This is a genomic window from Mycobacterium saskatchewanense (assembly GCF_010729105.1).
In the GTDB taxonomy this organism is placed as follows: domain Bacteria; phylum Actinomycetota; class Actinomycetes; order Mycobacteriales; family Mycobacteriaceae; genus Mycobacterium; species Mycobacterium saskatchewanense.
In genome coordinates this window covers 2,075,945-2,097,909 of record NZ_AP022573.1, presented here as the reverse complement: position 1 = coordinate 2,097,909, position 21,965 = coordinate 2,075,945, and the positions used below count along the sequence as shown (strand labels likewise).

Annotated in this window: 17 protein-coding genes and 1 rRNA gene; 8 read left to right on the top strand and 10 right to left on the bottom strand. The window is 68.6% G+C overall.

From position 1 onward, the window contains the following. Positions 1-47 precede the first annotated feature (47 nt). Positions 48-160: ribosomal RNA gene (gene rrf, locus G6N56_RS09625) — 5S ribosomal RNA — on the top strand. A 55-nt stretch (positions 161-215) separates the two neighbouring features. On the opposite strand, the gene G6N56_RS09620 is transcribed toward rrf, so the two are convergent. From G6N56_RS09620 to G6N56_RS09610, 3 genes are all read right to left on the bottom strand, one after another. After that, positions 216-719, bottom strand: coding sequence for a methylated-DNA--[protein]-cysteine S-methyltransferase (locus G6N56_RS09620; protein ID WP_085255456.1), 504 nt, complete (start codon positions 717-719; stop codon positions 216-218). After that, a complete protein-coding gene (locus tag G6N56_RS09615) occupies positions 716-2,203 on the bottom strand; it encodes a DNA-3-methyladenine glycosylase 2 family protein (protein WP_085255455.1) in 1,488 nt (495 codons plus the stop codon). The genes G6N56_RS09620 and G6N56_RS09615 overlap by 4 nt, the downstream gene beginning before the upstream one ends. Positions 2,204-2,271: 68 nt before the next feature. Continuing rightward, positions 2,272-3,147 (bottom strand): LysR family transcriptional regulator, encoded by an 876-nt coding sequence (locus G6N56_RS09610; protein ID WP_085255529.1) that lies wholly within the window; start codon positions 3,145-3,147, stop codon positions 2,272-2,274. Positions 3,148-3,237: 90 nt separating this feature from the next. Between G6N56_RS09610 and G6N56_RS09605 the strand changes: the two genes are divergently transcribed. Next, positions 3,238-4,455: an MFS transporter gene (locus G6N56_RS09605; RefSeq protein WP_085255454.1), complete on the top strand. Its 1,218-nt coding sequence runs from the start codon at positions 3,238-3,240 to the stop codon at positions 4,453-4,455. Between the two features lie 18 nt (positions 4,456-4,473). Here G6N56_RS09605 and G6N56_RS09600 read toward each other — a convergent pair whose 3' ends face one another. Next, a complete protein-coding gene (locus G6N56_RS09600) occupies positions 4,474-4,848 on the bottom strand; it encodes a hypothetical protein (protein WP_142280566.1) in 375 nt (124 codons plus the stop codon). Positions 4,849-5,356: 508 nt separating this feature from the next. Beyond that, complete coding sequence (locus tag G6N56_RS09590) at positions 5,357-6,979, bottom strand: adenylate/guanylate cyclase domain-containing protein (RefSeq protein WP_085255453.1); 1,623 nt, start codon at positions 6,977-6,979, stop codon at positions 5,357-5,359. A 45-nt stretch (positions 6,980-7,024) separates the two neighbouring features. Between G6N56_RS09590 and nucS the strand changes: the two genes are divergently transcribed. Together nucS and G6N56_RS28975 are read left to right on the top strand one after the other, a co-directional pair. Next, on the top strand, positions 7,025-7,696 hold the full coding sequence (nucS, locus tag G6N56_RS09585) for an endonuclease NucS (RefSeq protein WP_085255452.1): 672 nt from the start codon (positions 7,025-7,027) through the stop codon (positions 7,694-7,696). Between the two features lie 25 nt (positions 7,697-7,721). Next, positions 7,722-8,018 (top strand): Rv1322 family protein, encoded by a 297-nt coding sequence (locus G6N56_RS28975; RefSeq protein WP_085255528.1) that lies wholly within the window; start codon positions 7,722-7,724, stop codon positions 8,016-8,018. 9 nt (positions 8,019-8,027) lie between these two features. Here G6N56_RS28975 and mce read toward each other — a convergent pair whose 3' ends face one another. Continuing rightward, complete coding sequence (gene mce / locus G6N56_RS09575) at positions 8,028-8,495, bottom strand: methylmalonyl-CoA epimerase (protein WP_163645100.1); 468 nt, start codon at positions 8,493-8,495, stop codon at positions 8,028-8,030. A gap of 79 nt (positions 8,496-8,574) precedes the next feature. Between mce and G6N56_RS09570 the strand changes: the two genes are divergently transcribed. Then, complete coding sequence (locus G6N56_RS09570; protein ID WP_085255450.1) at positions 8,575-9,756, top strand: acetyl-CoA C-acetyltransferase; 1,182 nt, start codon at positions 8,575-8,577, stop codon at positions 9,754-9,756. A gap of 168 nt (positions 9,757-9,924) precedes the next feature. Further along, a complete protein-coding gene (locus tag G6N56_RS09565; RefSeq protein WP_085255449.1) occupies positions 9,925-10,836 on the top strand; it encodes a tetratricopeptide repeat protein in 912 nt (303 codons plus the stop codon). Positions 10,837-11,199: 363 nt separating this feature from the next. Here the strand turns inward: G6N56_RS09565 and G6N56_RS09560 are convergent, their stop codons facing one another. After that, positions 11,200-11,826, bottom strand: a complete 627-nt coding sequence (locus tag G6N56_RS09560) for a carboxymuconolactone decarboxylase family protein (RefSeq protein ID WP_232069258.1) — start codon at positions 11,824-11,826, stop codon at positions 11,200-11,202. 164 nt (positions 11,827-11,990) lie between these two features. On the opposite strand from G6N56_RS09560, the gene G6N56_RS09555 reads away from it, so the two are divergent. Further along, entirely contained in the window at positions 11,991-12,788 is a 798-nt protein-coding gene (locus G6N56_RS09555) for an MBL fold metallo-hydrolase (protein WP_085255447.1), read from the top strand. Positions 12,789-12,795: 7 nt separating this feature from the next. Here G6N56_RS09555 and glgB read toward each other — a convergent pair whose 3' ends face one another. Together glgB and G6N56_RS09545 are read right to left on the bottom strand one after the other, a co-directional pair. Further along, positions 12,796-14,991, bottom strand: a complete 2,196-nt coding sequence (glgB, locus tag G6N56_RS09550; protein WP_085255446.1) for a 1,4-alpha-glucan branching protein GlgB — start codon at positions 14,989-14,991, stop codon at positions 12,796-12,798. Position 14,992: 1 nt separating this feature from the next. After that, the gene (locus G6N56_RS09545) at positions 14,993-17,110 is read right to left on the bottom strand and encodes an alpha-1,4-glucan--maltose-1-phosphate maltosyltransferase (RefSeq protein ID WP_211287383.1); all 2,118 of its coding nucleotides are present in this window, start codon (positions 17,108-17,110) and stop codon (positions 14,993-14,995) included. A 219-nt stretch (positions 17,111-17,329) separates the two neighbouring features. Here G6N56_RS09545 and G6N56_RS09540 point away from each other — a divergent pair, with 219 nt between their 5' ends. Continuing rightward, on the top strand, positions 17,330-19,936 hold the full coding sequence (locus G6N56_RS09540; RefSeq protein WP_085255444.1) for a glycosyltransferase family 1 protein: 2,607 nt from the start codon (positions 17,330-17,332) through the stop codon (positions 19,934-19,936). Positions 19,937-19,941: 5 nt separating this feature from the next. Here G6N56_RS09540 and G6N56_RS09535 read toward each other — a convergent pair whose 3' ends face one another. Beyond that, positions 19,942-21,951, bottom strand: coding sequence for an ATP-dependent DNA helicase (locus G6N56_RS09535; protein ID WP_232069257.1), 2,010 nt, complete (start codon positions 21,949-21,951; stop codon positions 19,942-19,944). Positions 21,952-21,965: the final 14 nt, after the last annotated feature.

Genomic DNA, 21,965 nt, shown 5'->3' with positions numbered 1-21,965 from the left:
TGGCGTGGACACCACACCCCCCACCGATACCCAAATTTAAATAGAGTTACGGCGGCCACAGCGACAGGGAAACGCCCGGTCCCATTCCGAACCCGGAAGCTAAGCCTGTCAGCGCCGATGATACTGCCCTATCGGGTGGAAAAGTAGGACACCGCCGAACATATACAAAAACACCCCCGCCTCGCGGGGGTGTTTTTGCATTCTTGATCCGCCTGCTAATCGAACAAAGTCAGATGCGCATTCGCCGATGCGCGACGCTTTTCCAGGCCGAGCAGGGTCCGCTTGCGATCGAGTCCCCCGCCGTAACCGGTAAGGCTTCCGCCGGCGCCGATCACGCGATGGCACGGGACGATGATTGCGACGGGATTGCGCCCATTGGCCAGGCCCACCGCCCGCGCGGAACCTGGGGCGCCGATCTGTTCGGCGATCTGTCCGTAGGACCGGGTTTCCCCGTAGGGGATCGTCCGGAGCGCCGTCCAGACGCGCCGCTGAAACTCGGTGCCCCCCAGGTCCATTGCGATATCGAAGTCGGTGAGCTCGCCGGCGAAGTATGCCGCGAGTTGCTCGACGACGTCTTCGAAAGCCTTCGGGTCGGGCGTCCAGTCAGCGCGGCTGGGTTCGTAGGTCTGGTCGACCATCCGGAGGTGGGCCAGAACCGAGTCCCGTCCCGCCAGGGTCAGAGGTCCGATCGGGCTGTCGATGATGCGATAGGTGATCATGCGACCTCCTGTGGTGGCCAGTGGTTAACCGGATGATCGAGGGTGGTCCAAAGGTGCTGGGTGGCGTACGAGCGCCACGGACGCCAACGCGCGCTGTGTTCGACCAAGTGTCGCCGGTCGGCCGGCAGGCCGAGTCGGTCAGCGGCAAGCCGCAGGCCGAGGTCGCTGGCGGGGAAAGCGTCCGGGTCGCCCAGCCCGCGCATCGCAATCACCTCGGCGGTCCATGGGCCGATTCCCGGCACCGCGAGCAACTGCGTGCGGGCGCTGTCCCAGTCGCTTCCTGCATCCAGCGCCAGGCTGCCGTCGGCGAGGCCGCCGATCAAGGCCCGCAGCGTGCGTCGACGGGCCTCGGGGACCCCCAGATGGGCGGGATCGATCGCGGCGAGCTGATCGACTGACGGGAAGGTGTGCGTCAGCCCCCCTCCGGGATCGTGGATCGGCTGCCCGTAGGCGGCGACCAGCCTCCCTGCGTGAGTCCGCGCGGCCTTGGTGGACACCTGTTGGCCCAGCACCGCGCGCACGGCCAGTTCCGACTCGTCGACTGTGCGCGGAATGCGCTGCCCGGGAGCCTTTCTCACCACCGGCCCTAAGTCGGGGTCGCCGGACAGCGCTTCGACCACCGCCTCGGGGTCGGCATCGAGATCCAGCAGCCGGCGACAGCGGGCAATGGCCGTCGTGAGGTCGCGGAAGTCGTCCAGTACCAACGCGCACCGGACATGGTCGACTGCGGGCGCCAGGGTGACCACCGCGGTCCCGCGGGGAAGCCGCAGGCTGCGCCGGTAGGCGCCGTCGCGGATTTCCTCGCAGCCGGGCGCGGTCGCGGCGGCCAGGTGGCCGAAGACGCCGTCGTAGGCGAATGGCGTGCGCACCGGCAGCCGGAGGCATACCGCACCAGGGGAAGCGGTGTCGGACCCGAACCGGCCGGCCGCCCGCCCCCTGAGCGCCGACGGCGTGGCCTCGAACACGAGCCGCACGGTGTCGTTGAATTGGCGGATGCTCGAAAATCCGGCGGCGAACGCCACGTCCCCGAACGGGAGGTCCGTGGTTTCGATCAGGACGCGGGCGGTCTGGGCCCGCTGTGCCCGGGCGAGGGCCAGCGGTCCGGCGCCGACCTCGGCCTGCAGCAGCCGCTCCAACTGGCGGGTGGTGTAGCCGACATGGGCGGCGAGGCCCCCGACGCCCTCGCGGTCGACGGTGCCGTCGGCGATCAGTCGCATCGCTCGCGCGACGACATCGCCCCGGACGTTCCACTCGGGGGAACCGGGGGAGGCGTCGGGGCGGCACCGCTTGCAGGCACGGAAACCCGCTCGCTGAGCGGCTGCCGCGCTTGGATAAAACCGCACGTTGCGGGCGAAGGGCGGCCGGACGGGGCAGCTGGGGCGGCAGTAGATCCGCGTGGTCAGCACGGCGGTGACGAACCAGCCGTCGAACCGGGCGTCCTTGGACTGGACGGCCCGGTAACAGCGTTCGAAGTCTGCGTGCACGTCTCCACAGTGACACCAGTCGGCCGACAAAACTAGCGGAAAAACGACACGGCAGTCGCCGGTCTACTTCAGCCCTCAAGAGCCGCGGCGGCGGCGATGAAATCCCGGGCCGGTCTGGACAAGGGCCGAGCGGAATCCCAGATCATCCCCACCTCGCGGTAGGCGTCGGCGTCGGCGAGCCGCAGCACGCCGACGCCGTGCGGGTGCTCACTGCCGTCGATTGGCAACAGGCTGATGCCCAGTCCGGCGGCCACCAAGCCGCTGGTCGTGCTCAGGGTTGCCGATTCCAGGACGATTCGCGGGCGAAACTGCGCCGCGGCGCACAGCTCATCGAGCAGCCGTCGCATGCCGAAACCGGGGTGCATCGCGACGAAGGGCTCGTCGGCCAGGTCGGTCATGGAGACCGCCGCCGCGTTCGACAACCGGTGGCCACGGGGGACCGCGACACCGAGCCGCTGACGAAACAGGCTGCGCCACGCGAGATTTGGCTTCCGTGACCGGGGTGACACCACCCCGATGTCAACCGACCCGGAGTGGACCAGGTCACCGATCGATTCGGCGGCGCCCTCGTGGAGTGTGAAGTTCACTCGCGGCGAGGTCGCCTTGAACCCGGCGATCAGCCGCGGCACGACCGTCGACCCGAACGAGCCCAGGAAGCCCAGCCGGATCTCACTCACGGACGGATTGCTCAGGTCGTCGATCGCGCGCCTGGCCGAGTCCAGTTCCAACTGCGCCCGGCGCGCGTGTTCGTAGAAAATCCGCCCGTAGGTGTTGAGCGCGAGTCGCCGGCCGTGGCGATCGAACAGTGCGACGCCCAGTTGCCGCTCCAGGCGCGCGAGCATCCGGGTGAGCGTTGGCTGGGCGAGATGCAGCTGGTCGGCCGCCGCCGTGACATGTTCCAGCTCCGCGAGTGTGACGAACCACTCGTAGTCACCATCCGCCACGCCGACCGCCTCCACTAATGCAGTTAGGGCATGATAAACCGGCGATCGATTCATTTCCGTTCGAAGCGGACCGGGCGGAGCATCGATGGTATGCCCCAACACGTTGCGATCCGCGCCGGAACCGGCGAATTCCGGCGCATCACCGCGGCGCTGTACGGCGCCGGTCTGGCCAGCTTCGCCGCGATGTACTGCGCCCAGGCCCTGCTCCCCGCGCTGTCGATGAGCTACCGGATCACTGCGGCCACGTCGGCGCTGACCGTCTCCTTGACCACGGGCATGCTGGCCTTATCCATCATCCCGGCGAGCGTCCTCTCCGAGCGCTACGGGCGGATCCCCGTGATGCTGACTTCCGGCGTGGCGGCGACCGTCATCGGACTGTTGTTGCCGTTCAGTCCCACGCTCGGCGTCTTGCTTGCCGGCCGGGCGTTGCACGGCGTCGCGCTCGCGGGGATCCCCGCTGTGGCGATGGCGTTCCTCGCCGAGGAGGTGCACGCCTCGTCGCTCGGTGCGGCGATGGGCCGCTACATCGCGGGCACCACGGTGGGGGGCCTGGTGGGCCGAATCGTCCCGGCTCTGCTCGTCGACGTCACCAATTGGCGAGTGGCGCTGCTGGCGTCTTCCTTGACGACGCTCGCGGGCACCGTGGTGTTCGCGGCGCTGGTGCCGCGATCCCGGTTCTTCACCCCGAAGGCGGCGAGCGTCCGGGCCACCGCACGCAGCATTGCCGCACACGTGCGAAACCCGGTGCTGCTCAAGCTTTTCGCGCTGGGTTTCGCGCTCATGGGCGGATTCGTGACCGTGTATAACTACCTGGGTTATCGACTGGCCGCCCAGCCGTTCGGGCTGACATCCTCGGCGGTCGGCTTGCTGTTTCTGTTGTACCTCGTGGGCACCTGGACGTCGATCGCGGCGGGCCGCCTCGCCGACCGCAGGGGGCGCTCGATCGTTCTGTGCGGGGCCTTGCCCATCACCGCGCTCGGCCTGTTGCTCACCGTCCCGCCCACTCTCGGCGCGATCGTCGTCGGCGCCGGCGTGTTCACCGGTGGGTTCTTCGCCGCTCACACCGTTGCCAGCGGCTGGGTGGGCGCCGTGGCGCATCGCGACCGCGCCGAGGCTTCCGGCCTGTACCTGTTCAGCTACTACGTGGGCGGCTCGGTGGCCGGCGCGCTCGGCGGTCTGATCTTCGGTGTCGGCGGCTGGCCGGCGACGGTGTGGTTCGTCGGTGCGCTGCTGTCGGCCGGCGCGGTCCTGGTCGCACTGCTGGTGCGCGCGGCTACACCCGCGCGCACCGCAGTCGCGGTCCGATGACCGGTGAGGCGCCTGCCGTTAGGGCCCGGGAGGCGTACCCACGCAGACGGGCCCGGCGCAGGCCCCGGCACCACCGGGTCCGGCCGAAGCTCCGGCGCCTGGCACGCCCGCGCTTGCGCCACCGGGCCCGGCGCCGGCGCCACCGCCCGGGACGGCCGTCGACGCGCCGCCGGGTCCCACGCTCTGGCCCGGCGCCCCCGGTGCGGCGGGGCTGGTGGCCGTAGGAGCCGTCGTCGTCACGCTGGACGGCGGCGTGACGGTCGTGGTCACGGTCGAGGTCGACGGGCTCTTGTTCTTGTCGCCCGAGCATCCCGCGGTCAGCGTGCTCAGGGTGAGTGCCGCGGCCACTCCTGCGGCGACGGAAACCCGGCGGATAGTTCCACTAGCGGTCATGTCTGTACCCAACTTCCCTCGAAGCCGTTGTTCTTAGCCCATCTACCCACTCGTGGCCAAAGCTAAGCCTTTGAGCCCCGCGGTGCGCTTGCGGACGCCGGCGCGGGTACAAGCCACAGCACATGGTCATGCGTGAAGCGGCGGCGTCAACCGCGGAGTCGGGTTGCCCGAAACGGATGGAGTTCGGGCTGTGCAGCGGCGTGCGTCCTGACGGTCGATGCGAAATATGGCCGGGCCCTTGCGTATTCGACAATGCGGTGCCATGGTCGGAGAACTCGGGTGGGCGGCCGACGCGCGCCGCTGGTGCTGACCGATTTCAGTTGTGCGCCGTTCGATCGCGACGTTGCCGCGACGGCCGCCGTTTGGCGCCGGGCTGTGACGCACTCGCCGGCCGGCACGGGGCGCGCGGGCCTGGCAACTGGCCGAAGGGCAGAGTTCGACGATCGGCGAGTTGCTTGGGAACGGAACGCTCACCGGCGAATTGCTGGTGCTGCGCCACGCGTGACGCTCACTGACACTCGGCTTCTCCCAGCGGGAGGGCCAGGCGGGTGGGTTGGTCGTGGCCCCGGAGAGTCACGGTGTCGCCCAAAGTCCAACGCGCGCGCTCACTTTCACCCGCCCCCTGTACGGTGGTCGCGGTCGCCAACAGGAGGGTCGGCTCCCCCTTGGCCAGCTCGCAGAGCCGGGCCGCCTCGTTGACCGGCTCGCCGATCACGGTGTACTCGAACCGCTCTCGGGCGCCGACGTTGCCGGCGACCACCTGACCCGCCGCCACCCCGATGCCGGCCCGGCACTCGTCGATTTCCCTGCGCAGCCGATCGGCGATGCAGCGGGCGGCGGCCAGCGCCCGATCCTCCGGGCTGTCGAGGTGATTCGGAGCGCCGAAGATGGCCAGCGTCGCGTCACCCTCGAACTTGTTGATCAGACCGCAGTGGCGGTCCACCTCTTCCACGATGATGCCGAAGAACCGGTTGAGCAGCTGCACGATTTCGGCCGCAGGCCGGCTGGTCACCAGCTTGGTGGAGCCGATGATGTCGATGAACACCACGGCGACGTGCCGTTCTTCGCCGCCCAGTTTCGGCCGCTCCCGTTCGGCGGCCAGGGCGACCTCGCGTCCGACGTGGCGGCCGAAGAGATCCCGCAGGCGTTCGCGCTCGCGCAGTCCATTGACCATCGCGTTGAAGCCACGTTGCAGCTCGCCCAGCTCGGTGCCGTCGAAAACCACCAGGTCTCCGCGCAAGTCGCCCTGTTCGACGCGCTGGAGCGCCGCGCGCACCACCCGCACCGGTGTGGCGGTGAGCCAGGCGAGGATCCACATGAGGAGGCAGCCGAAGATCAAGGTGGCGAATGACACGATCAGCACGCCGACCGCGAACTGGGTCTCGGTCAGGTTCCGCATGAGGATCACAAAGGTCGCCAGCAGGCCGATGCCGATGACGGGCACGCCCGAACCGAGGAACCAGACCAGCATGGTGCGGCCCATGATGCCGGACGCCAACCGCCGCGGCGGGGGTCCCGCCTCCAGCGCCTGCGCCGCGACCGGGCGCAGCGCGAACTCGGCGAGCAGATAGCTGCCTGTGGCGACCAGGACGCCGCAGAACGTCACCGCGACCAGGAATCGGGGGATGAACATCGTGTTGACGAGGCCGTACAGGGTGGTCAGCACCACCGTGCCGGTACCCCACAGGATGAGGTCGACGACGGCGAGTCGCCACGGGGCCAAGAAGACATTGCGCTCGTCGTCGCGGTCGGGCTGGCGTTCCTCGATCGCCCAGCGCAGCGAGAGCACGGTTCGGCGGGTGATCCAGTACGTACCCACCGCAAGCGCGAGCGCGATATAGGCGGGCGCGGCCCCGAACGTGATCCACAGTGGTGCGTCGTCGAACACGCTCGGAGCCGGAATGGCCACCGTCACTATCAGCAGCGCGACGCCGATGCCGATCAGGTTCGCCCCGAGCACCAGGACGGTCAGGATGAGCTGAATGCGTATCCGTCGGCGCTGTTGGCTTTCGGAGACCCGGCCGAGCAGCAACGAGCCATACGCGGGGGTCGCCGGCAGCCGGCCGCTCTGACGGGTCACCGTCTCCAGCACCCGGCCGATGCGCTGTGCCACGGACGTCTTAGCCGACATGGTGGCGCCAGCCTAATTTGTCGGTCACGCTCTAAGGTGAGTCGGGTGCGTCTAGTGATTGCCCAGTGCACCGTCGATTACGTCGGCCGACTCACCGCGCACCTGCCGTCGGCGCGCAGGCTACTGCTGTTCAAGGCCGATGGTTCGGTCAGCGTGCACGCCGACGACCGTGCCTACAAGCCGCTGAACTGGATGAGCCCGCCGTGCTGGCTGAGCGAAGACCCCAGTCGTGAGGCGCCTGTCTGGGTGGTGGAGAACAAAGCGGGTGAGCAGTTGCGAATCACCGTCGAGGAGATCGAGCACGACTCCAGCCACGACCTCGGGGTGGACCCCGGCCTGGTCAAGGACGGCGTCGAGGCGCACCTGCAGGCGTTGCTCGCCGAGCACGTCCAATTGCTGGGTGAGGGATACACGCTGATCCGCCGCGAGTACATGACCGCCATCGGCCCGGTCGACCTCTTGTGCCGTGACGAACGCGGTGGTTGTGTCGCGGTCGAGGTCAAGCGCCGGGGCGAGATCGACGGCGTGGAGCAGCTCACCCGATATCTGGAGTTGCTCAACCGGGACACCGTCCTCGCGCCGGTGCGCGGAGTGTTCGCCGCTCAGCAGATCAAACCCCAGGCGCGTACGCTTGCGGTCGACCGCGGAATCCGTTGCATCACTTTGGATTACGATCAGATGCGAGGAATGGACAGCGACGAGTACCGGCTGTTCTGACGGTCTCCCGACTAGAATGAGCCGCATGGCTCGGGGTCGCAGGCCGTCACGCCGGCAGGTGCCGCTCCCACCGCTGCCCGCCCCCCGCCGCATCGAGATCGGCCCCGACGGTCACGAGTACGAGGTCCGTCCGGTCGTTGCGGCTCGTGCCGTCAAGGTCTACCGCTGTCCCGGGTGCGATCACGAAATCCGTTACGGAACAGCGCACCTGGTGGTCTGGCCGACGGATTCGACGCTCGGCGGAGCCGAAGATCGAAGGCACTGGCACACGCCATGCTGGAGTCACCGCGCGACGCGCGGCCCAACCCGGCGGTGGTCTTGACGGGCGGTGCTAAGCGGCCGGTTCGACCAGCTCGATGAGGACCCCGCCGCCATCCTTGGGGTGGATGAAGTTGATTCGCGAGTTCGCCGTGCCGCGCCGGGGCGCGTCGTACACCAGGCGCACCCCCTGGGACCGCAGGCGCTCGCTGAGACCGTCGAGGTCGCTGGTCCGCACGGCCATCTGCTGGATGCCCGGGCCGCGCTTGTCGAGGAACTTGGCAATGGTCGACGAGTCGTCGATGGGTGCCATCAGCTGGATCTGCGCGGTGCCGCTCGGCGCGCCCCGCACCGCTAGCATGGCTTCCCGGATCCCCTGGTCGTCGTTGACTTCCTCGTGCACCAGAATCATGCCGAGGTGGTCGTGATACCAGGCGATTGCCGCGTCCAGGTCGGCGACTGCGATGCCGACGTGATCGATCGCCGTCACCAGCGCGGTGGCCAGGACCTGACGGGCGTCAACTTGATCGGTCGTCATCACACCACGGTAACCTGACGGCAAAGATTCCGCCTCTCCGGGGATCGGGATCCCGCCGTCCGCGCACATCCAGGAGGAACTCATGACCACGTCGGTGATCGTTGCTGGAGCACGGACACCCATCGGCAAATTGATGGGCTCGCTGAAGGATTTCTCGGCGAGTGATCTCGGCGCGATCGCGATCTCCGGCGCGCTGCGGAAGGCCAATCTGCCCGCATCTGCGGTCGACTACGTGATCATGGGTCAGGTCCTGACGGCCGGGGCCGGCCAGATGCCGGCGCGGCAGTCCGCGGTGGGGGCCGGTATCGGCTGGGACGTTCCGGCGCTGACCATCAACAAGATGTGCCTGTCCGGGATCGACGCGATCGCTCTTGCCGACCAGCTCATTCGCGCCGGGGAGTTCGACGTCGTGGTGGCCGGCGGCCAGGAATCGATGACCAGGGCGCCGCATTTGCTGATGGACAGCCGCGCGGGCTACAAGTACGGCGACGTCACCGTGCTGGACCACATGGCCTACGACGGCCTGCATGACGTGTTCACCGACCAGCCGATGGGCGCGCTCACCGAGCAGCGCAACGACGTCGACAAGTTCACCCGCGAGGAGCAGGACGCGTACGCCGCCCGGTCCCACCAGCGGGCCGCCGCGGCGTGGAAGGACGGCGTCTTCACCGACGAGGTGGTACCGGTCGACGTCCCGCAGCGCAAGGGTGAGCCGCTGCAGTTCGCCGAGGACGAGGGAATCCGCGCCGACACCACGGTCGAGTCGCTGGGCGGCCTGAAGCCAGCATTCCGCCGCGACGGCACCATCACCGCGGGGTCGGCCTCCCAGATCTCCGACGGCGCGGCTGCGGTCGTGGTGATGAAGAAGGAAAAGGCGCAGCAGCTGGGGCTTTCCTGGCTGGCCGAGGTCGGCGCCCACGGCGTGGTGGCCGGCCCGGATTCGACCCTGCAGTCGCAGCCCGCCAACGCGATCAAGAAGGCGATCGGCCGCGAGGGCATCTCCGTCGACCAGCTGGGCGTGATCGAGATCAACGAGGCGTTCGCGGCGGTCGCGCTCGCCTCGACACGCGAACTGGGTGTCGACCCGGACCTGGTGAACGCCAACGGCGGCGCCATCGCCGTGGGGCACCCGATTGGCATGTCCGGGGCCAGGATCGCCCTGCACGCGGCGTTGGAGCTCAAGCGCCGGGGCTCCGGCTACGCCGTTGCGGCCCTCTGCGGGGCGGGTGGGCAGGGCGACGCCCTGATCCTGCGGGCCGGCTAGCCCGGCCAAGCGTTTGCTCGGTGGCTCCGGCGGGATGCGGATGAGCCAATTTTGTGATTTGTGTCATAGTTGCTGGTTGAGCCGCTCTTCGCGGCGCGATTTCGCCCTCGGTGATCGCCGGTCACACCGGGTGGATCGGCGGGCGATCCGCATGACAAACTTGTCGGCGTGACGCGTCCGCGACCCCCAATCGGGCCCGCAATGGCCGGTGCGGTCGACCTGTCCGCTCTCAAGCAGCGAGCCCAGCAGGCGGCGCCGGCGGGCGGAGCTCAAGGCCAGCCATCGCCCCCTCCCGGTACCACGGAGATCACCGAGGCCAATTTCGAGGCCGAAGTCCTCGTGCGGTCGGACGAGGTGCCGGTCGTTGTCCTGCTGTGGTCCCCGCGCAGCGAGGCGTGCGTTCAGTTGGTCGACATGCTGTCCGCCCTGGCCGCGGAGGACAAAGGCACGTGGTCGCTGGCGACGGTCAACGTCGACGTGGCCCCGCGGGTGGCGCAGATCTTCGGCATCGAGGCGGTCCCCACCGTGGTGGCGCTGGCCGCCGGCCAACCGCTATCGAGCTTCCAGGGGATGCAACCGCCCGACCAGTTGCGCCGCTGGGTGGACTCGCTGATTTCCGCAACGGCCGGAAAGCTCAGGGGCCCAAGCGGATCCAGCGAGGAGCAGGCGGTCGACCCCGAGCTGGAAATGGCTCGTCAGCAACTCGAAACGGGCGACTTCGACGCCGCGAGGGCGTCGTATCAGTCGATCCTCGACGCCAATCCGGCCAGCGCCGAGGCCAAGGGCGCGATCCGCCAGATCGACTTCCTTTCGCGCGCCACCGCACAACACCCCGACGCCGTCGCCGTTGCCGACGCCGCGCCAGGTGACATCGACGCCGCATTCGCCGCCGCCGACGTCCAGATCCTCAACCAGGACGTGGCCGGCGCGTTCCAGCGCCTGATCGCCTTGGTGCGCAGCACATCCGGCGACGAGCGCACAAAGGTGCGCACCCGGCTGATCGAGCTGTTCGAACTCTTCGACCCCGCCGATCCTGAGGTGGTCGCCGGCCGGCGCAATCTGGCAAACGCGCTGTACTGAAGTTCGTTGGGGCGCGGTGGGCCCGCATCCCGTTCAGCGGCCGGCGAACTCCGCCTTCCCGAGCCCCCGCTCGATGAACGAGTTCATGCCGATCTTGTGGTCCTCGGTGCCGTCGATGCACTTCTTGGCCGCGGCCTAGGCGCAGGAGGGGCCGGCGCTGAACTGCGCCATGGAATCCGACATGACGCGCCGATCGCAGCACAACGCCAGTTCCAGACCGATTCCCCAGGGCGTAGCGGTTGCCGGTCGCGGTTTGCGCTGCGGCGATGAGGCCCCCGGCCAAGGCACGTTTCTGTGCGTTGCTGCGGCCTTGGCGCATATCGCAGGAGATGATTGACACTCGGGCTCCGCCTTTGAGAATCGCTAATTGAGCTGCTCCTCGCGTCCGGGCACCGAGGCATCGAACGCGTTGAGCGTGACGGCGACCATCGAGAAGCAGCCGACCAGAAAGACGATTTCGGCAAGTCCGTCTGCGCCGAACGTCCTCAGCGCCGCCTGGTAAGTGGTCTCGGGCAGCGGCGCGCCGCGATTGAGCGCCGCCGCCATGTCGTAGGCGACACCCTCGTCGTGGCTGAGGTCGCTGGGGCGTTGGCCGGCGACAATGGTCGCGATTTTGCGCTCGGCAAGCCCCGCCCGCTTCGCGAAGTACTCGTGACCGTAGATCTCGTAGCGCGCCCCGAACTTGGCGGCGGTCACTAGGATTATGAGTTGGTGTATGGCGGAGGGCAATACAGCGTGTTCCCATAGTGACCGGTTGAAGGCCCATGCGGGGGCGCCGAAGTGCGGGAAGTGCAACCACCCGTTGAAGGGACCGATCAGCGCACCGTCGTCGCGCCGGGCGACGAGCTCCCCGAAATTGGCCTCGATCACTTCCGCCATATCGTCGTACAGGTCTTTCTGGTCCGCGTTCAAGCATTCGGGCGGCAGCAACGGTAGGCGCGTCTTCGTTGTCACAGGCCAATTCTGCGTCTGGCTGGATGCGGCTGCCACGACGTGTTCGCTACCACTGGTAAGCGCGGCTTCTCACGCGAGCGTGTTGCCGCGGCCGATGCCCACCACGCGTGACGGCGGGGATCGGCAGACCGCGGCCCGGCGAAAACGTCGGTGGCCGAACCGTATTGGCAAAACTGCGGTAAGAATGTTTGAGTAATGGCATGAATGACCGAGTCAATGCGCAGCGACGTACCTGTGCGATCAGTGTGCTGGGCGGTCCGACGACCGTCATCGACATCGCGGGCCGCCGGCTCGTGATGGACCCGACCTTCGATCCGCCCGGTGAGCATGCCTACCTGACCAAGCTCTCCGGGCCCGCGGTGAGCGCCGAGGCGCTGGGGGCAGTGGACGCGGTGTTGATCAGCCACGACCAGCATCCCGACAACCTGGACGACGACGGCCGCCGCATGGCGCTGGCCGCGCCGCTGGTGCTCACCAACCCCGGCGCGGCGGACCGGTTGGGGCCACCTTCGGTGGGGCTCGCGGCGTGGCAGTCGTATGATCTGCCCGGCGGGTCGGGATCACTTGCGGTGCAGGCTGTCCCGGCGGTCCACGGCCCCGCGGACGGGCAACGCGATGCGAGCGGCCACGTCAACTGCGAGGTGACGGGGTTCGTGCTATCCGGGCCCGGCCTGCCCACGGTGTACATCAGCGGCGACAACGCCTCGATGCGCGTCGTCAAGGACGTCGCCGACCGAATCGGCACGATCGACGTCGCGGTGTTGTTCGCGGGGGCCGCGAGGGTGCCGGCCAAGGAGCGAGGCCGACCCCTGACGCTGACAGCGGCGCGTGCCGCCGCCGCCGCCGAGATACTCGGCGCCAAGGCCGTGATTCCCGCCCACGTCGACGGCTGGGCCCACTTCAGCGAGAGCGCAGACGAATTCGCGGCGACCTACGACGCCGTCGGCATCAGCGATGTGCTACGAACCGCCGCCCACGGCGAGTGGATCGACCTCTAGCAGCCGGCTACTCAGGCTTGAGCCACAACGCCGACGTGGGCGGCAACACCAGCACCGCCGAGGCCGGGCGTCCGTGCCAGGGATCCTCGGTGGCATCGACGCCGCCCATGTTGCCGATGCCGGCCCCGTTGTAGTCGGTCGCGTCGGTGTTGAGCACCTCCCGCCAGCGGCCGGCGTACGGTAGGCCCAGCCGGTAACCGCTGTGCTCACTGCCCGAGAAGTTGAACACGCAGGCCATCACAGAGCCGTCGCTCCCGTAACGCAGGAAGCTCAGCACGTTGTTGGCCGAATCGTTGGCGTCGATCCAGGAGTAGCCGTCGGGAATGGTGTCCTGGCTCCACAGGGCGGGGTGGCCGCGGTAGATGGCGTTAATGTCGCGAACCAGGCGCAAAATCCCGTTGGAGAAGCCCTGCTCGTCGAGCTGCCACCAGTCCAGGCCGCTCTGTTCGGACCATTCGGCGCGCTGCCCGAATTCCTGCCCCATGAACAGCAGTTGCTTGCCCGGGTGAGCCCACTGGTAGGCCAGCAGGCTGCGCAAGCCCGCGGCCTTGGTGTGGTTGTTGCCGGGCATGCGCCCCCACAGCGTGCCCTTGCCGTGCACCACCTCGTCGTGACTGATCGGCAGCACGTAGTTCTCGCTGAACGCGTAGAGCATCGAGAAGGTCATCTCGCCGTGGTGGTAGCTGCGGTGGATCGGGTCGCGGCTGAGGTAGTCAAGCGTGTCGTGCATCCAGCCCATGTTCCACTTCATCGAGAAGCCAAGGCCGCCAAGGCTTGTCGGGCGGGTAACGCCCGGCCACGACGTCGACTCCTCGGCGATGGTGACGATACCCGGTGCGGTCTTGTGCGCCGTTGCGTTCATCTCCTGTAAGAACTGCACGGCTTCGAGGTTTTCCCGCCCGCCGTAGACATTGGGCGTCCACCCACCCGCGGGCCGCGAGTAGTCCAGGTAGAGCATGGACGCCACCGCGTCCACGCGCAGGCCGTCAACGTGGTACTCCTCGAGCCAGTACAGCGCGTTGGCGACCAGGAAGTTGCGCACCTCGGCCCGGCCGAAGTCGAATACGTAGGTACCCCAATCGAGCTGCTCGCCCCGCTTGGGATCGGAGTGCTCGTAGAGCGCGGTGCCGTCGAACCGTCCCAACGCCCACGCGTCCTTCGGAAAGTGCGCCGGCACCCAGTCCACGATGACGCCGATGCCGGCCTGATGCAGGGCGTCGACCAGCGCGCGGAATTCGTCGGGCGTGCCGAAGCGTGACGTCGGCGCGTAGTATGACGTGACCTGGTAGCCCCACGATCCGGCAAACGGGTGCTCGGACACCGGCAGCAACTCGATATGGGTAAAGCCTTGTTCGACAACGTAATCCGTGAGCTCGCGGGCAAGTTGCAGGTAACTGAGGCCGGGTCGCCACGAGCCCAGGTGGACCTCGTAGGTGCTCATCGGTTCGAAGACGGGGTTGCGCTGCACGCGCTGGGTCAGCCAGTCGGCGTCGTTCCAGGTGTACTCGCTGCGCGTCACGCGCGACGCGGTGTGCGGTGGGATCTCGGTGGCGAAGGCCATCGGGTCGGCCCGTTCGGTCACGATGCCGTCGGCGCCATGCACGCGGAACTTGTAGAGCCCTCCGATCGGGAAGCCGGGCCAGAACAGCTCCCACACCCCCGACGATCCCAGCGATCGCATGGGGGCCTCGTTGCCGGTCCAGCCGTTGAACTCACCGATCAGCGTGACGCCCTTCGCGTTGGGCGCCCACACGGCGAACGACACGCCGTCGACCACGCCGTCCGGGGTCGTGAACGAGCGCGGGTGCGCGCCAAGCACTTCCCACAGCCGCTCGTGTCGGCCCTCCCCGAACAGGAACAGGTCGACCTCGCCCAGCGTGGGAAGGAAACGGTACGCGTCGGCGACGACGTAGGGCTCGGCGCCGTCGTATGTGACCTGCAACCGGTAGTCGATCAAGTTGGCGAACGGCAATTCGACGGCGAACAGACCCGAGTCGATGTGCTGCAGCGGAAAACGCTCCTCGCCGACGAGGGCGACGACCTCCGTCGCATGGGGGCGGTACGCCCGGATGACGGTGTGGTCGCCGTACTCGTGCGCGCCCAGGACGCCATGCGGGTTGAAGTGCGTGCCGGCAAGCAGGCGCGACAGGTCGTCGGCGTCCGGTGCCAGGTGCGTGCCGGCGAGTTGGTCGGCTTGGCTCATATCACAATCCCTCCGGTCCCTTTGGTGGCCTGCGGAGCAGCTTCATGCGCGATTCGTGGGGCACCAGCGGCATATTGATGATGTGGGCGACCGTCTGAGCCGGATCGAGCCGGACGTAATTGTTCTGGCCCCATTGGAATTCTTGGCCGGTGATCTCGTCACGGACCCAGAAGCGCTCATAGGGTTCCATACCCAAAGCCGCCATATCCAAAAACAGCGTCGCTTCTTCGGGCCCGAACGCGTTCAGCGTCACGACCACGAGGACGCAGTCACCGGTTTCCGGGTCGAACTTGCTGTAGGCCAGCATTGCGTCGTTGTCCACGCTGTGGAAATGAATCGTGCGCAACTGCTGCAGCGCGGGATGCAGGCGGCGGATCGCGTTGAGCCGCGCGATGAACGGCTCCAGCGAACGTCCCTCGGCCAGCGCGCCCGCGAAATCGCGGGGCCGCAGTTCGTACTTCTCTGAGTCCAGGTACTCTTCGCTGCCCTCCCGAAGGGCCCGGTGTTCGAACAGCTCGTAACCCGAGTACACGCCCCACGCCGGGCCCATCGTCGCCGCGAGGACCGCACGGATCGCGAACATGCCCGGGCCGTTGTGCTGCAGTATCGCGTGCAGGATGTCGGGGGTGTTGACGAACAGGTTCGGGCGCCGGAAGTCCGCCGCGGCGGCGATGGCCTCGCCGAATTCGGTGAGCTCCTGCTTGGCCGTGCGCCAGGTGAAATAGCTGTAGGACTGCGTAAATCCCAGCTTGGCCAGGCCGTACTGGCGCGCGGGCGGGGTGAATGCCTCGGAGAGGAAGAGCACGTCGGGGTCGGCGGCCTTGAGCTGACCGATCAGCCACGCCCAGAAGTTCGGCGGTTTGGTGTGCGGGTTGTCCACCCGAAAGAACTTGACGCCGTGGTCCATCCAGTGCCGAACCACCCGGAGCACCTCGTCATAGAGCCCGGCGGGGTCATTGTCGAAGTTCAGGGGATAGATGTCCTGATACTTCTTCGGCGGGTTCTCCGCGTAAGCGATGGTGCCGTCGGGCAATTCGGTGAACCAATTGCGATGTTCGCGCGCCCACGGGTGATCTGGCGCGCACTGCAGTGCCAGGTCTAGCGCCACCTCCATGCCCAGGTCGCGTGCCGCGGCGACGAAGCGGTCGAAGTCCTCGATGGTGCCCAGGGCGGGGTGGACGGCGTCGTGGCCACCCTCGTCGCTGCCGATCGCCCATGGCGAACCGACGTCCCCGGGTGCGGCGGTGGGAGAGTTGTTGCGGCCCTTGCGATGTATCTTGCCGATCGGATGGATTGGCGGCAGGTAGACGACGTCGAACCCCATCCCCGCGATGCGCGGAAGCTGCTCTATCGCGGTGGTGAAGGTGCCGTGCACCGGGTTGCCGTCGGCGTCCCAGCCGCCGGTGGACCGCGGAAACATCTCGTACCACGAGCCGAAGCGGGCCAGCGGTCGGTCCACCCAGACCCCGTACTGTTCGCCGCGGGTGACCAGGTCGCGCAACGGGTAGGTGGCCAGAAGCTCCTCGATCTGCCCGGACAGGGCCAGCGCGGTGCGGCTCACCGGATCCCCGGGTCTCCGCAGCGCCGTAGCCGCCTCCAGCAGGGGCCCGCGCAGCGCGCGCGGCACACCGGTCGCGGCGCGTTCGAGCAGCGCGGCCCCGACCAGCAGATCGTTGGACAACTCGGATTCGCCCTGGCCTGCGTCGAGCTTGGCGACCAGGCCGTGCCGCCAGGTTTCGATCGGGTCACCCCATCCGTCGACCCGGAACGTCCACAGCCCCACCCGGTCGGGGGTGAACTGGCCGTGGAAGACGTAGGGCTCGAGTCCCTCGGTCATGGGAAACAGCAGCGGCTTGATGCGCGGCTGCTCCGCGGTCTCGGTGGCCCGAGTCTCGAGCGGCTTTTCCGGCGCCTGCACCGCCTTGATCCGACGGGTTTCGCCGACCTGTGGATAACGCGGGCCCAGATAGCGGACGACCAGTGTCGCCGCGACGGCATCGTGGCCCTCGCGCCACACCGCAGCGCTGACCGGGATGACCTCACCGACCACAGCCTTGGCCGGGTACGCGCCGCAGGAAACGACGGGCTGGACGTTATCGATTTCGACACGACCGGGCACAACCACTCCATTCAGATTGTGTGCGGCCAGACCGCGGTGTGCTTCGTCGCGGAATGCCTGTCGGCTGAGGAAACTTCCTGTCGTGAGAACTTCGCGCGGGCCGCTTCGTCGCGGCCCGACATCTAACCGATACCCACCCTAGTGTCCGGCCACACCCCCGGCGGGAAACGTCTGTCGCAGCGCGTGCGAGCCCCGGAATCCTCAGTAAGGTAAGGACACGTGAAAGCCCTTCGCCGGTTCACCGTCCGTGCACACCTTCCCGAGCGCCTGATCGCGCTGGACCAGCTCTCGACGAACTTGCGCTGGTCATGGGACAGGCCGACCCGGGACCTGTTCGCGACGATCGACCCGTCACTGTGGGAGCGGTGCGGCAGCGACCCGGTGGCGTTGTTGGGCGCGGTGAACCCCGCGCGCCTCGACGAGCTGGCGCTCGACGAGGCGTTCCTCGGCCGTCTCGACGAGCTGGCCGCCGACCTCAACGACTACCTGACCCGGCCGCTGTGGTACCAGCAGCAGGAGGCCGACGGGGTTGCGATGCCGTCCGGTATCGCCTACTTCTCGATGGAGTTCGGCGTCGCCGAGGTGCTACCCAACTACTCGGGGGGTCTGGGCATCCTCGCCGGGGACCACCTGAAGTCCTCGTCAGATCTCGGCGTTCCGCTGATCGCGGTGGGCCTGTACTACCGCTCGGGGTATTTCCGGCAGTCGCTGACCGCGGACGGCTGGCAGAACGAGACCTACCCGTCGCTGGACCCGCAAGGGCTGCCGTTGCGGCTGCTCACCGAAGCCGGTGGCGATCCCGTGCTGGTTCAGCTCACGCTGCCCGATTCGGCGCAGCTGTACGCCCGCGTCTGGGTCGCGCAGGTGGGCCGCGTTCCGCTGCTCCTGCTCGATTCCGATGTCCCCGAGAACGAGCACGACCTGCGCAGCGTCACCGACCGGCTCTACGGGGGTGACCAGGAACACCGCATGAGGCAGGAAATCCTGGCCGGCATCGGAGGGGTCCGGGCCGTCCGCGCGTTCACCGCCGTCGAGGGGCTGCCCGCGCCCGAGGTCTTCCACATGAACGAGGGGCACGCGGGTTTCCTCGGCGTGGAGCGCATCCGCGAGCTGATCGCCGGCTCCGGATTGGATTTCGACACCGCGCTGACCGTCGTGCGCTCCAGCACGGTGTTCACCACCCACACCCCTGTGCCCGCGGGCATCGACCGGTTCCCGATGGACATGGTGCAGCGCTACCTCGGCGGCAAGCCGGGCGCTGACGGCGAGTCCGCGCTGCTGCCGGGCGTGCCGACCGCCCGCATCCTTGCGCTGGGCGCCGAGGATGACCCGGCCAAGTTCAACATGGCCCACATGGGACTGCGGCTGGCGCAGCGCGCCAACGGCGTCTCGCTGCTGCACGGCCGGGTGAGCCGGGCCATGTTCAACGAGCTCTGGCCGGGGTTCGATCCCGGCGAGGTGCCGATCGGATCGATCACCAACGGGGTGCACGCGCGCACCTGGGCGGCGCCGCAATGGCTGCAGCTGGGTCGCGAGCTGGCAGGTTCGGACTCGTTCAGCGACCCGGGCGTCTGGCTGCGGCTGCAGCAGGTCGACCCCGGCCACCTGTGGTGGATCCGCTCCCAGCTGCGGTCGCTGCTCATCGAAGACGTGCGGCGCCGGTTGCGCAACTCCTGGCACGAGCGTGGTGCGTCCGAAGCCGAACTGGGCTGGATCGCAACGGCTTTCGACCCCGACGTGCTGACCATCGGGTTCGCGCGGCGGGTGCCGACGTACAAGCGTCTGACGCTGATGCTGCGGGACCCCGATCGGCTCGAGCAGCTGCTGCTGAATGAGGAGAGGCCGATCCAGCTCATCGTCGCGGGCAAATCCCACCCGGCCGACGACGGCGGGAAAGCGCTCATTCAGCAGGTGGTGCGTTTCGCCGACCGCCCCGAGGTGCGGCACCGCATCGCCTTCCTACCCGACTACGACATGTCCATGGCCCGGCTGCTGTATTGGGGCTGCGACGTCTGGCTGAACAACCCGCTGAGGCCGCTGGAGGCCTGCGGCACCTCGGGGATGAAGAGCGCGCTGAACGGCGGCCTGAACCTGTCCATCCGCGACGGCTGGTGGGACGAGTGGTACGACGGCGAAAACGGGTGGGAGATACCGTCCGCCGACGGCGTCGCCGATGAGGCGCGGCGCGACGACCTGGAATCCAGCGCGCTCTACAGCCTGCTGGAGCAGTCGGTGGCACCGAAGTTCTACGAGCGCGACGAGCACGGCGTACCGCCCCGCTGGATCCAGATGGTCCGCCACACGCTCCAAACGCTGGGCCCGAAGGTGTTGGCGTCCCGGATGGTGCGCGACTACGTCGAGACGTATTACGCGCCGGCCGCGCAGTCGCTGCGGGAGACGATCGCTCCGGTCGAAGGAGACAAGGGCGAGTTCGGCGCGGCGCGCGAGCTGGCCGCCTACCGTCGGCGCGTGGAGGAGGCGTGGCCGAAGATCGCCATCACTGATGTCGACAGCACCGGGTTGCCGGACAGCCCGCAGCTCGGATCGAAGCTGACGCTGACGGCGACCGTGCAGCTGGCCGGGTTGCGGCCCGATGAGGTCGAGGTGCAGGCGGTGGTCGGCCGGGTCGATTCCAACGACGCCCTGCTGGATCCGGTGTGCATCGACATGTCGCACACCGTGACGGTCGACGGCGGCAGCGAGGTGTTCGTGACGACGACGCCGCTACCGTTGGCGGGCGCGGTCGGCTACACCGTGCGCGTGTTGCCGCACCACTCGTTGCTGGCCGGGGGCAACGAGCTCGGCCTCGTCACGCTGGCCAGGTAGCCCCGTCAGGACGTCACGCCGTCCGTCGCCGTCCGCAGCCGTTCCAGCGCGGCGCGGACCTGGGCGGCGTTGGTGGTCTGCCAGAACGGCGGCAGCGAGTCCCGCAAGTAGCGGCCGTAGCGCGCGGTGACCATCCGGGAATCCAGCACCGCGACGACCCCGCGGTCGGTGATGCGGCGCAGCAGTCGGCCCGACCCTTGCGCCAGCAGCAGCGCGGCGTGGCTGGCGGCGACGGCCATGAAGCCGTTGCCCCCCCGCGCGGCGACGGCGCGCTGCCGCGCGCCCAGCAGCGGGTCGTCGGGCCGCGGAAACGGGATGCGGTCGATCAGCACCAGCGACAGCGACGGGCCCGGCACGTCGACGCCCTGCCACAGCGATAACGTGCCGAACAGCGAGGTCTCGGGGTCGGCGCTGAACTGCTCCACCAGCGCCGAAGTGCTGTCGTCGCCCTGGCACAGCACCGGCGTCGACAGCCGTGCGCGCATGGCCTCGGCCGCGGCCCGGGCCGCCCGCATCGACGAGAACAGGCCCAGGGTGCGCCCGCCGGCGGCGGTGATGAGGTCGGCGATCTCGGTGAGCTGCTCCGCCGAGCCCGTCCCGTCGCGGCCGGGCGGGGGCAGGTGCGCGGCTATGTAGAGGATCCCCGCCTTGGCATGCTGAAACGGCGATCCGACGTCCAGCCCGCGCCAGCCCGGCGCCTGGCCGCCGTCGCCGCTGAGCCCCCACGCCGCCGCCATCGCGTCGAACGTGCCGCCGACCGTCAGCGTCGCCGACGTCAGCACGGTTGTCGCGCGGGAGAACACCCGGGTGCGCAGCAGGTCGGCCACCGACAGCGGCGCCACCCGCAGTACCGCGCGTGTGGCGCCGCGATTGTCCTCGTGATCTAGCCAGACGATGTCGGTGCGGTCGGGGATCGCGGGGGTGAACGAGGCGAGGATGCGCGACGCGGTATCCGAGATCTCGCTCAGCGCGGCGACGGCCTCGGCGCGCGCCGCGGCCGCCTTGGCGTCGCTGGTCGTCTCGATCGCCGACCGTGCGGCGGTGGCCGCGTCGCGCAGCGTGGTGACGTAGGTGGCCAACTCGTCGTCGAGGTAGTCGAGGCGGCCGGGGGTGCCATCGTGGATGGCCGCGGCGAAGTTGGCCGTCGCGGCCTCCAGCCGCTGGGTCAGCTCCGGGCTGACCAGGCGGGTGACCCGTCGCGACGCGACCCCGAGGGCCGCCGACGTCAGCTCGGCGGTGGCCACCGACGTCACGCGGTCCACCAGCTCGTGCGCCTCGTCCACGACCAGCAGCGCGTGCTCGGGCAGCACCGCCGACTCGGCCACCGCATCGATGGCCAGCAGCGCATGATTGGTGACGACGACGTCGGCCATGCCGGCGATGCCGCGCGCCCGCTCCGAGAAGCATTCCGAACCGAACGGGCAGCGCGCCACCCCGAGGCATTCGCGGGCGGACACGCTGACCTGCGACCAGGACCGGTCCGGGACGCCGGGTTTGAGGTCGTCGCGGTCACCGGATTCGGTGTCGGACGCCCAGGCGGTGAGGCGTTGCACGTCCCGGCCCAGCGCGGTGGCCGCCATGGGATCGAAAAGCTCCTCCTGCGGCCGGTCGTTGCCGTCTTCGTCGGGGCCCTGAACGCCCTGCGCGCCGTTGTGAATCTTGTTCAAACACAGGTAGTTTCGTCGGCCTTTGAGCAGGGCGAACCGCGGGGTCCGGGCCAGCGCGTCGCCGAGCGACTCGGCGAGCCGGGGCAGGTCGCGCTCGACGAGTTGGCGCTGCAGCGCAATCGTGGCGGTCGAGACCACGACGGGGGAGTCGTCGCCGATGGCGCGGACGATCGCGGGAACCAGGTATGCGAGCGACTTACCGGTCCCGGTGCCGGCCTGGACGACGAGGTGTTCGCCGGTGTCGAACGCCCGCGCGACCGCGGTCGCCATCTCGACCTGGCCGGCGCGCTCGCTGCCGCCGAGCGCGGCGACCGCGGCGGCGAGCAACTCGGGCACGGACACGGACACGTCTTCGGTCGTCG

Bases quoted from the DNA above. Each gene is read 5' to 3' on its own strand.
- G6N56_RS09600 (WP_142280566.1), bottom strand. From the start codon at position 4,848: ATGACCGCTAGTGGAACTATCCGCCGGGTTTCCGTCGCCGCAGGAGTG.
- glgB (WP_085255446.1), bottom strand. From the start codon at position 14,991: ATGAGCCAAGCCGACCAACTCGCCGGCACGCACCTGGCACCGGACGCC.
- G6N56_RS28975 (WP_085255528.1), top strand. From the start codon at position 7,722: ATGGCTCGGGGTCGCAGGCCGTCACGCCGGCAGGTGCCGCTCCCACCG.
- G6N56_RS09605 (WP_085255454.1), top strand. From the start codon at position 3,238: ATGCCCCAACACGTTGCGATCCGCGCCGGAACCGGCGAATTCCGGCGC.
- G6N56_RS09570 (WP_085255450.1), top strand. From the start codon at position 8,575: ATGACCACGTCGGTGATCGTTGCTGGAGCACGGACACCCATCGGCAAA.
- G6N56_RS09555 (WP_085255447.1), top strand. From the start codon at position 11,991: ATGAATGACCGAGTCAATGCGCAGCGACGTACCTGTGCGATCAGTGTG.
- G6N56_RS09620 (WP_085255456.1), bottom strand. From the start codon at position 719: ATGATCACCTATCGCATCATCGACAGCCCGATCGGACCTCTGACCCTG.
- G6N56_RS09590 (WP_085255453.1), bottom strand. From the start codon at position 6,979: ATGTCGGCTAAGACGTCCGTGGCACAGCGCATCGGCCGGGTGCTGGAG.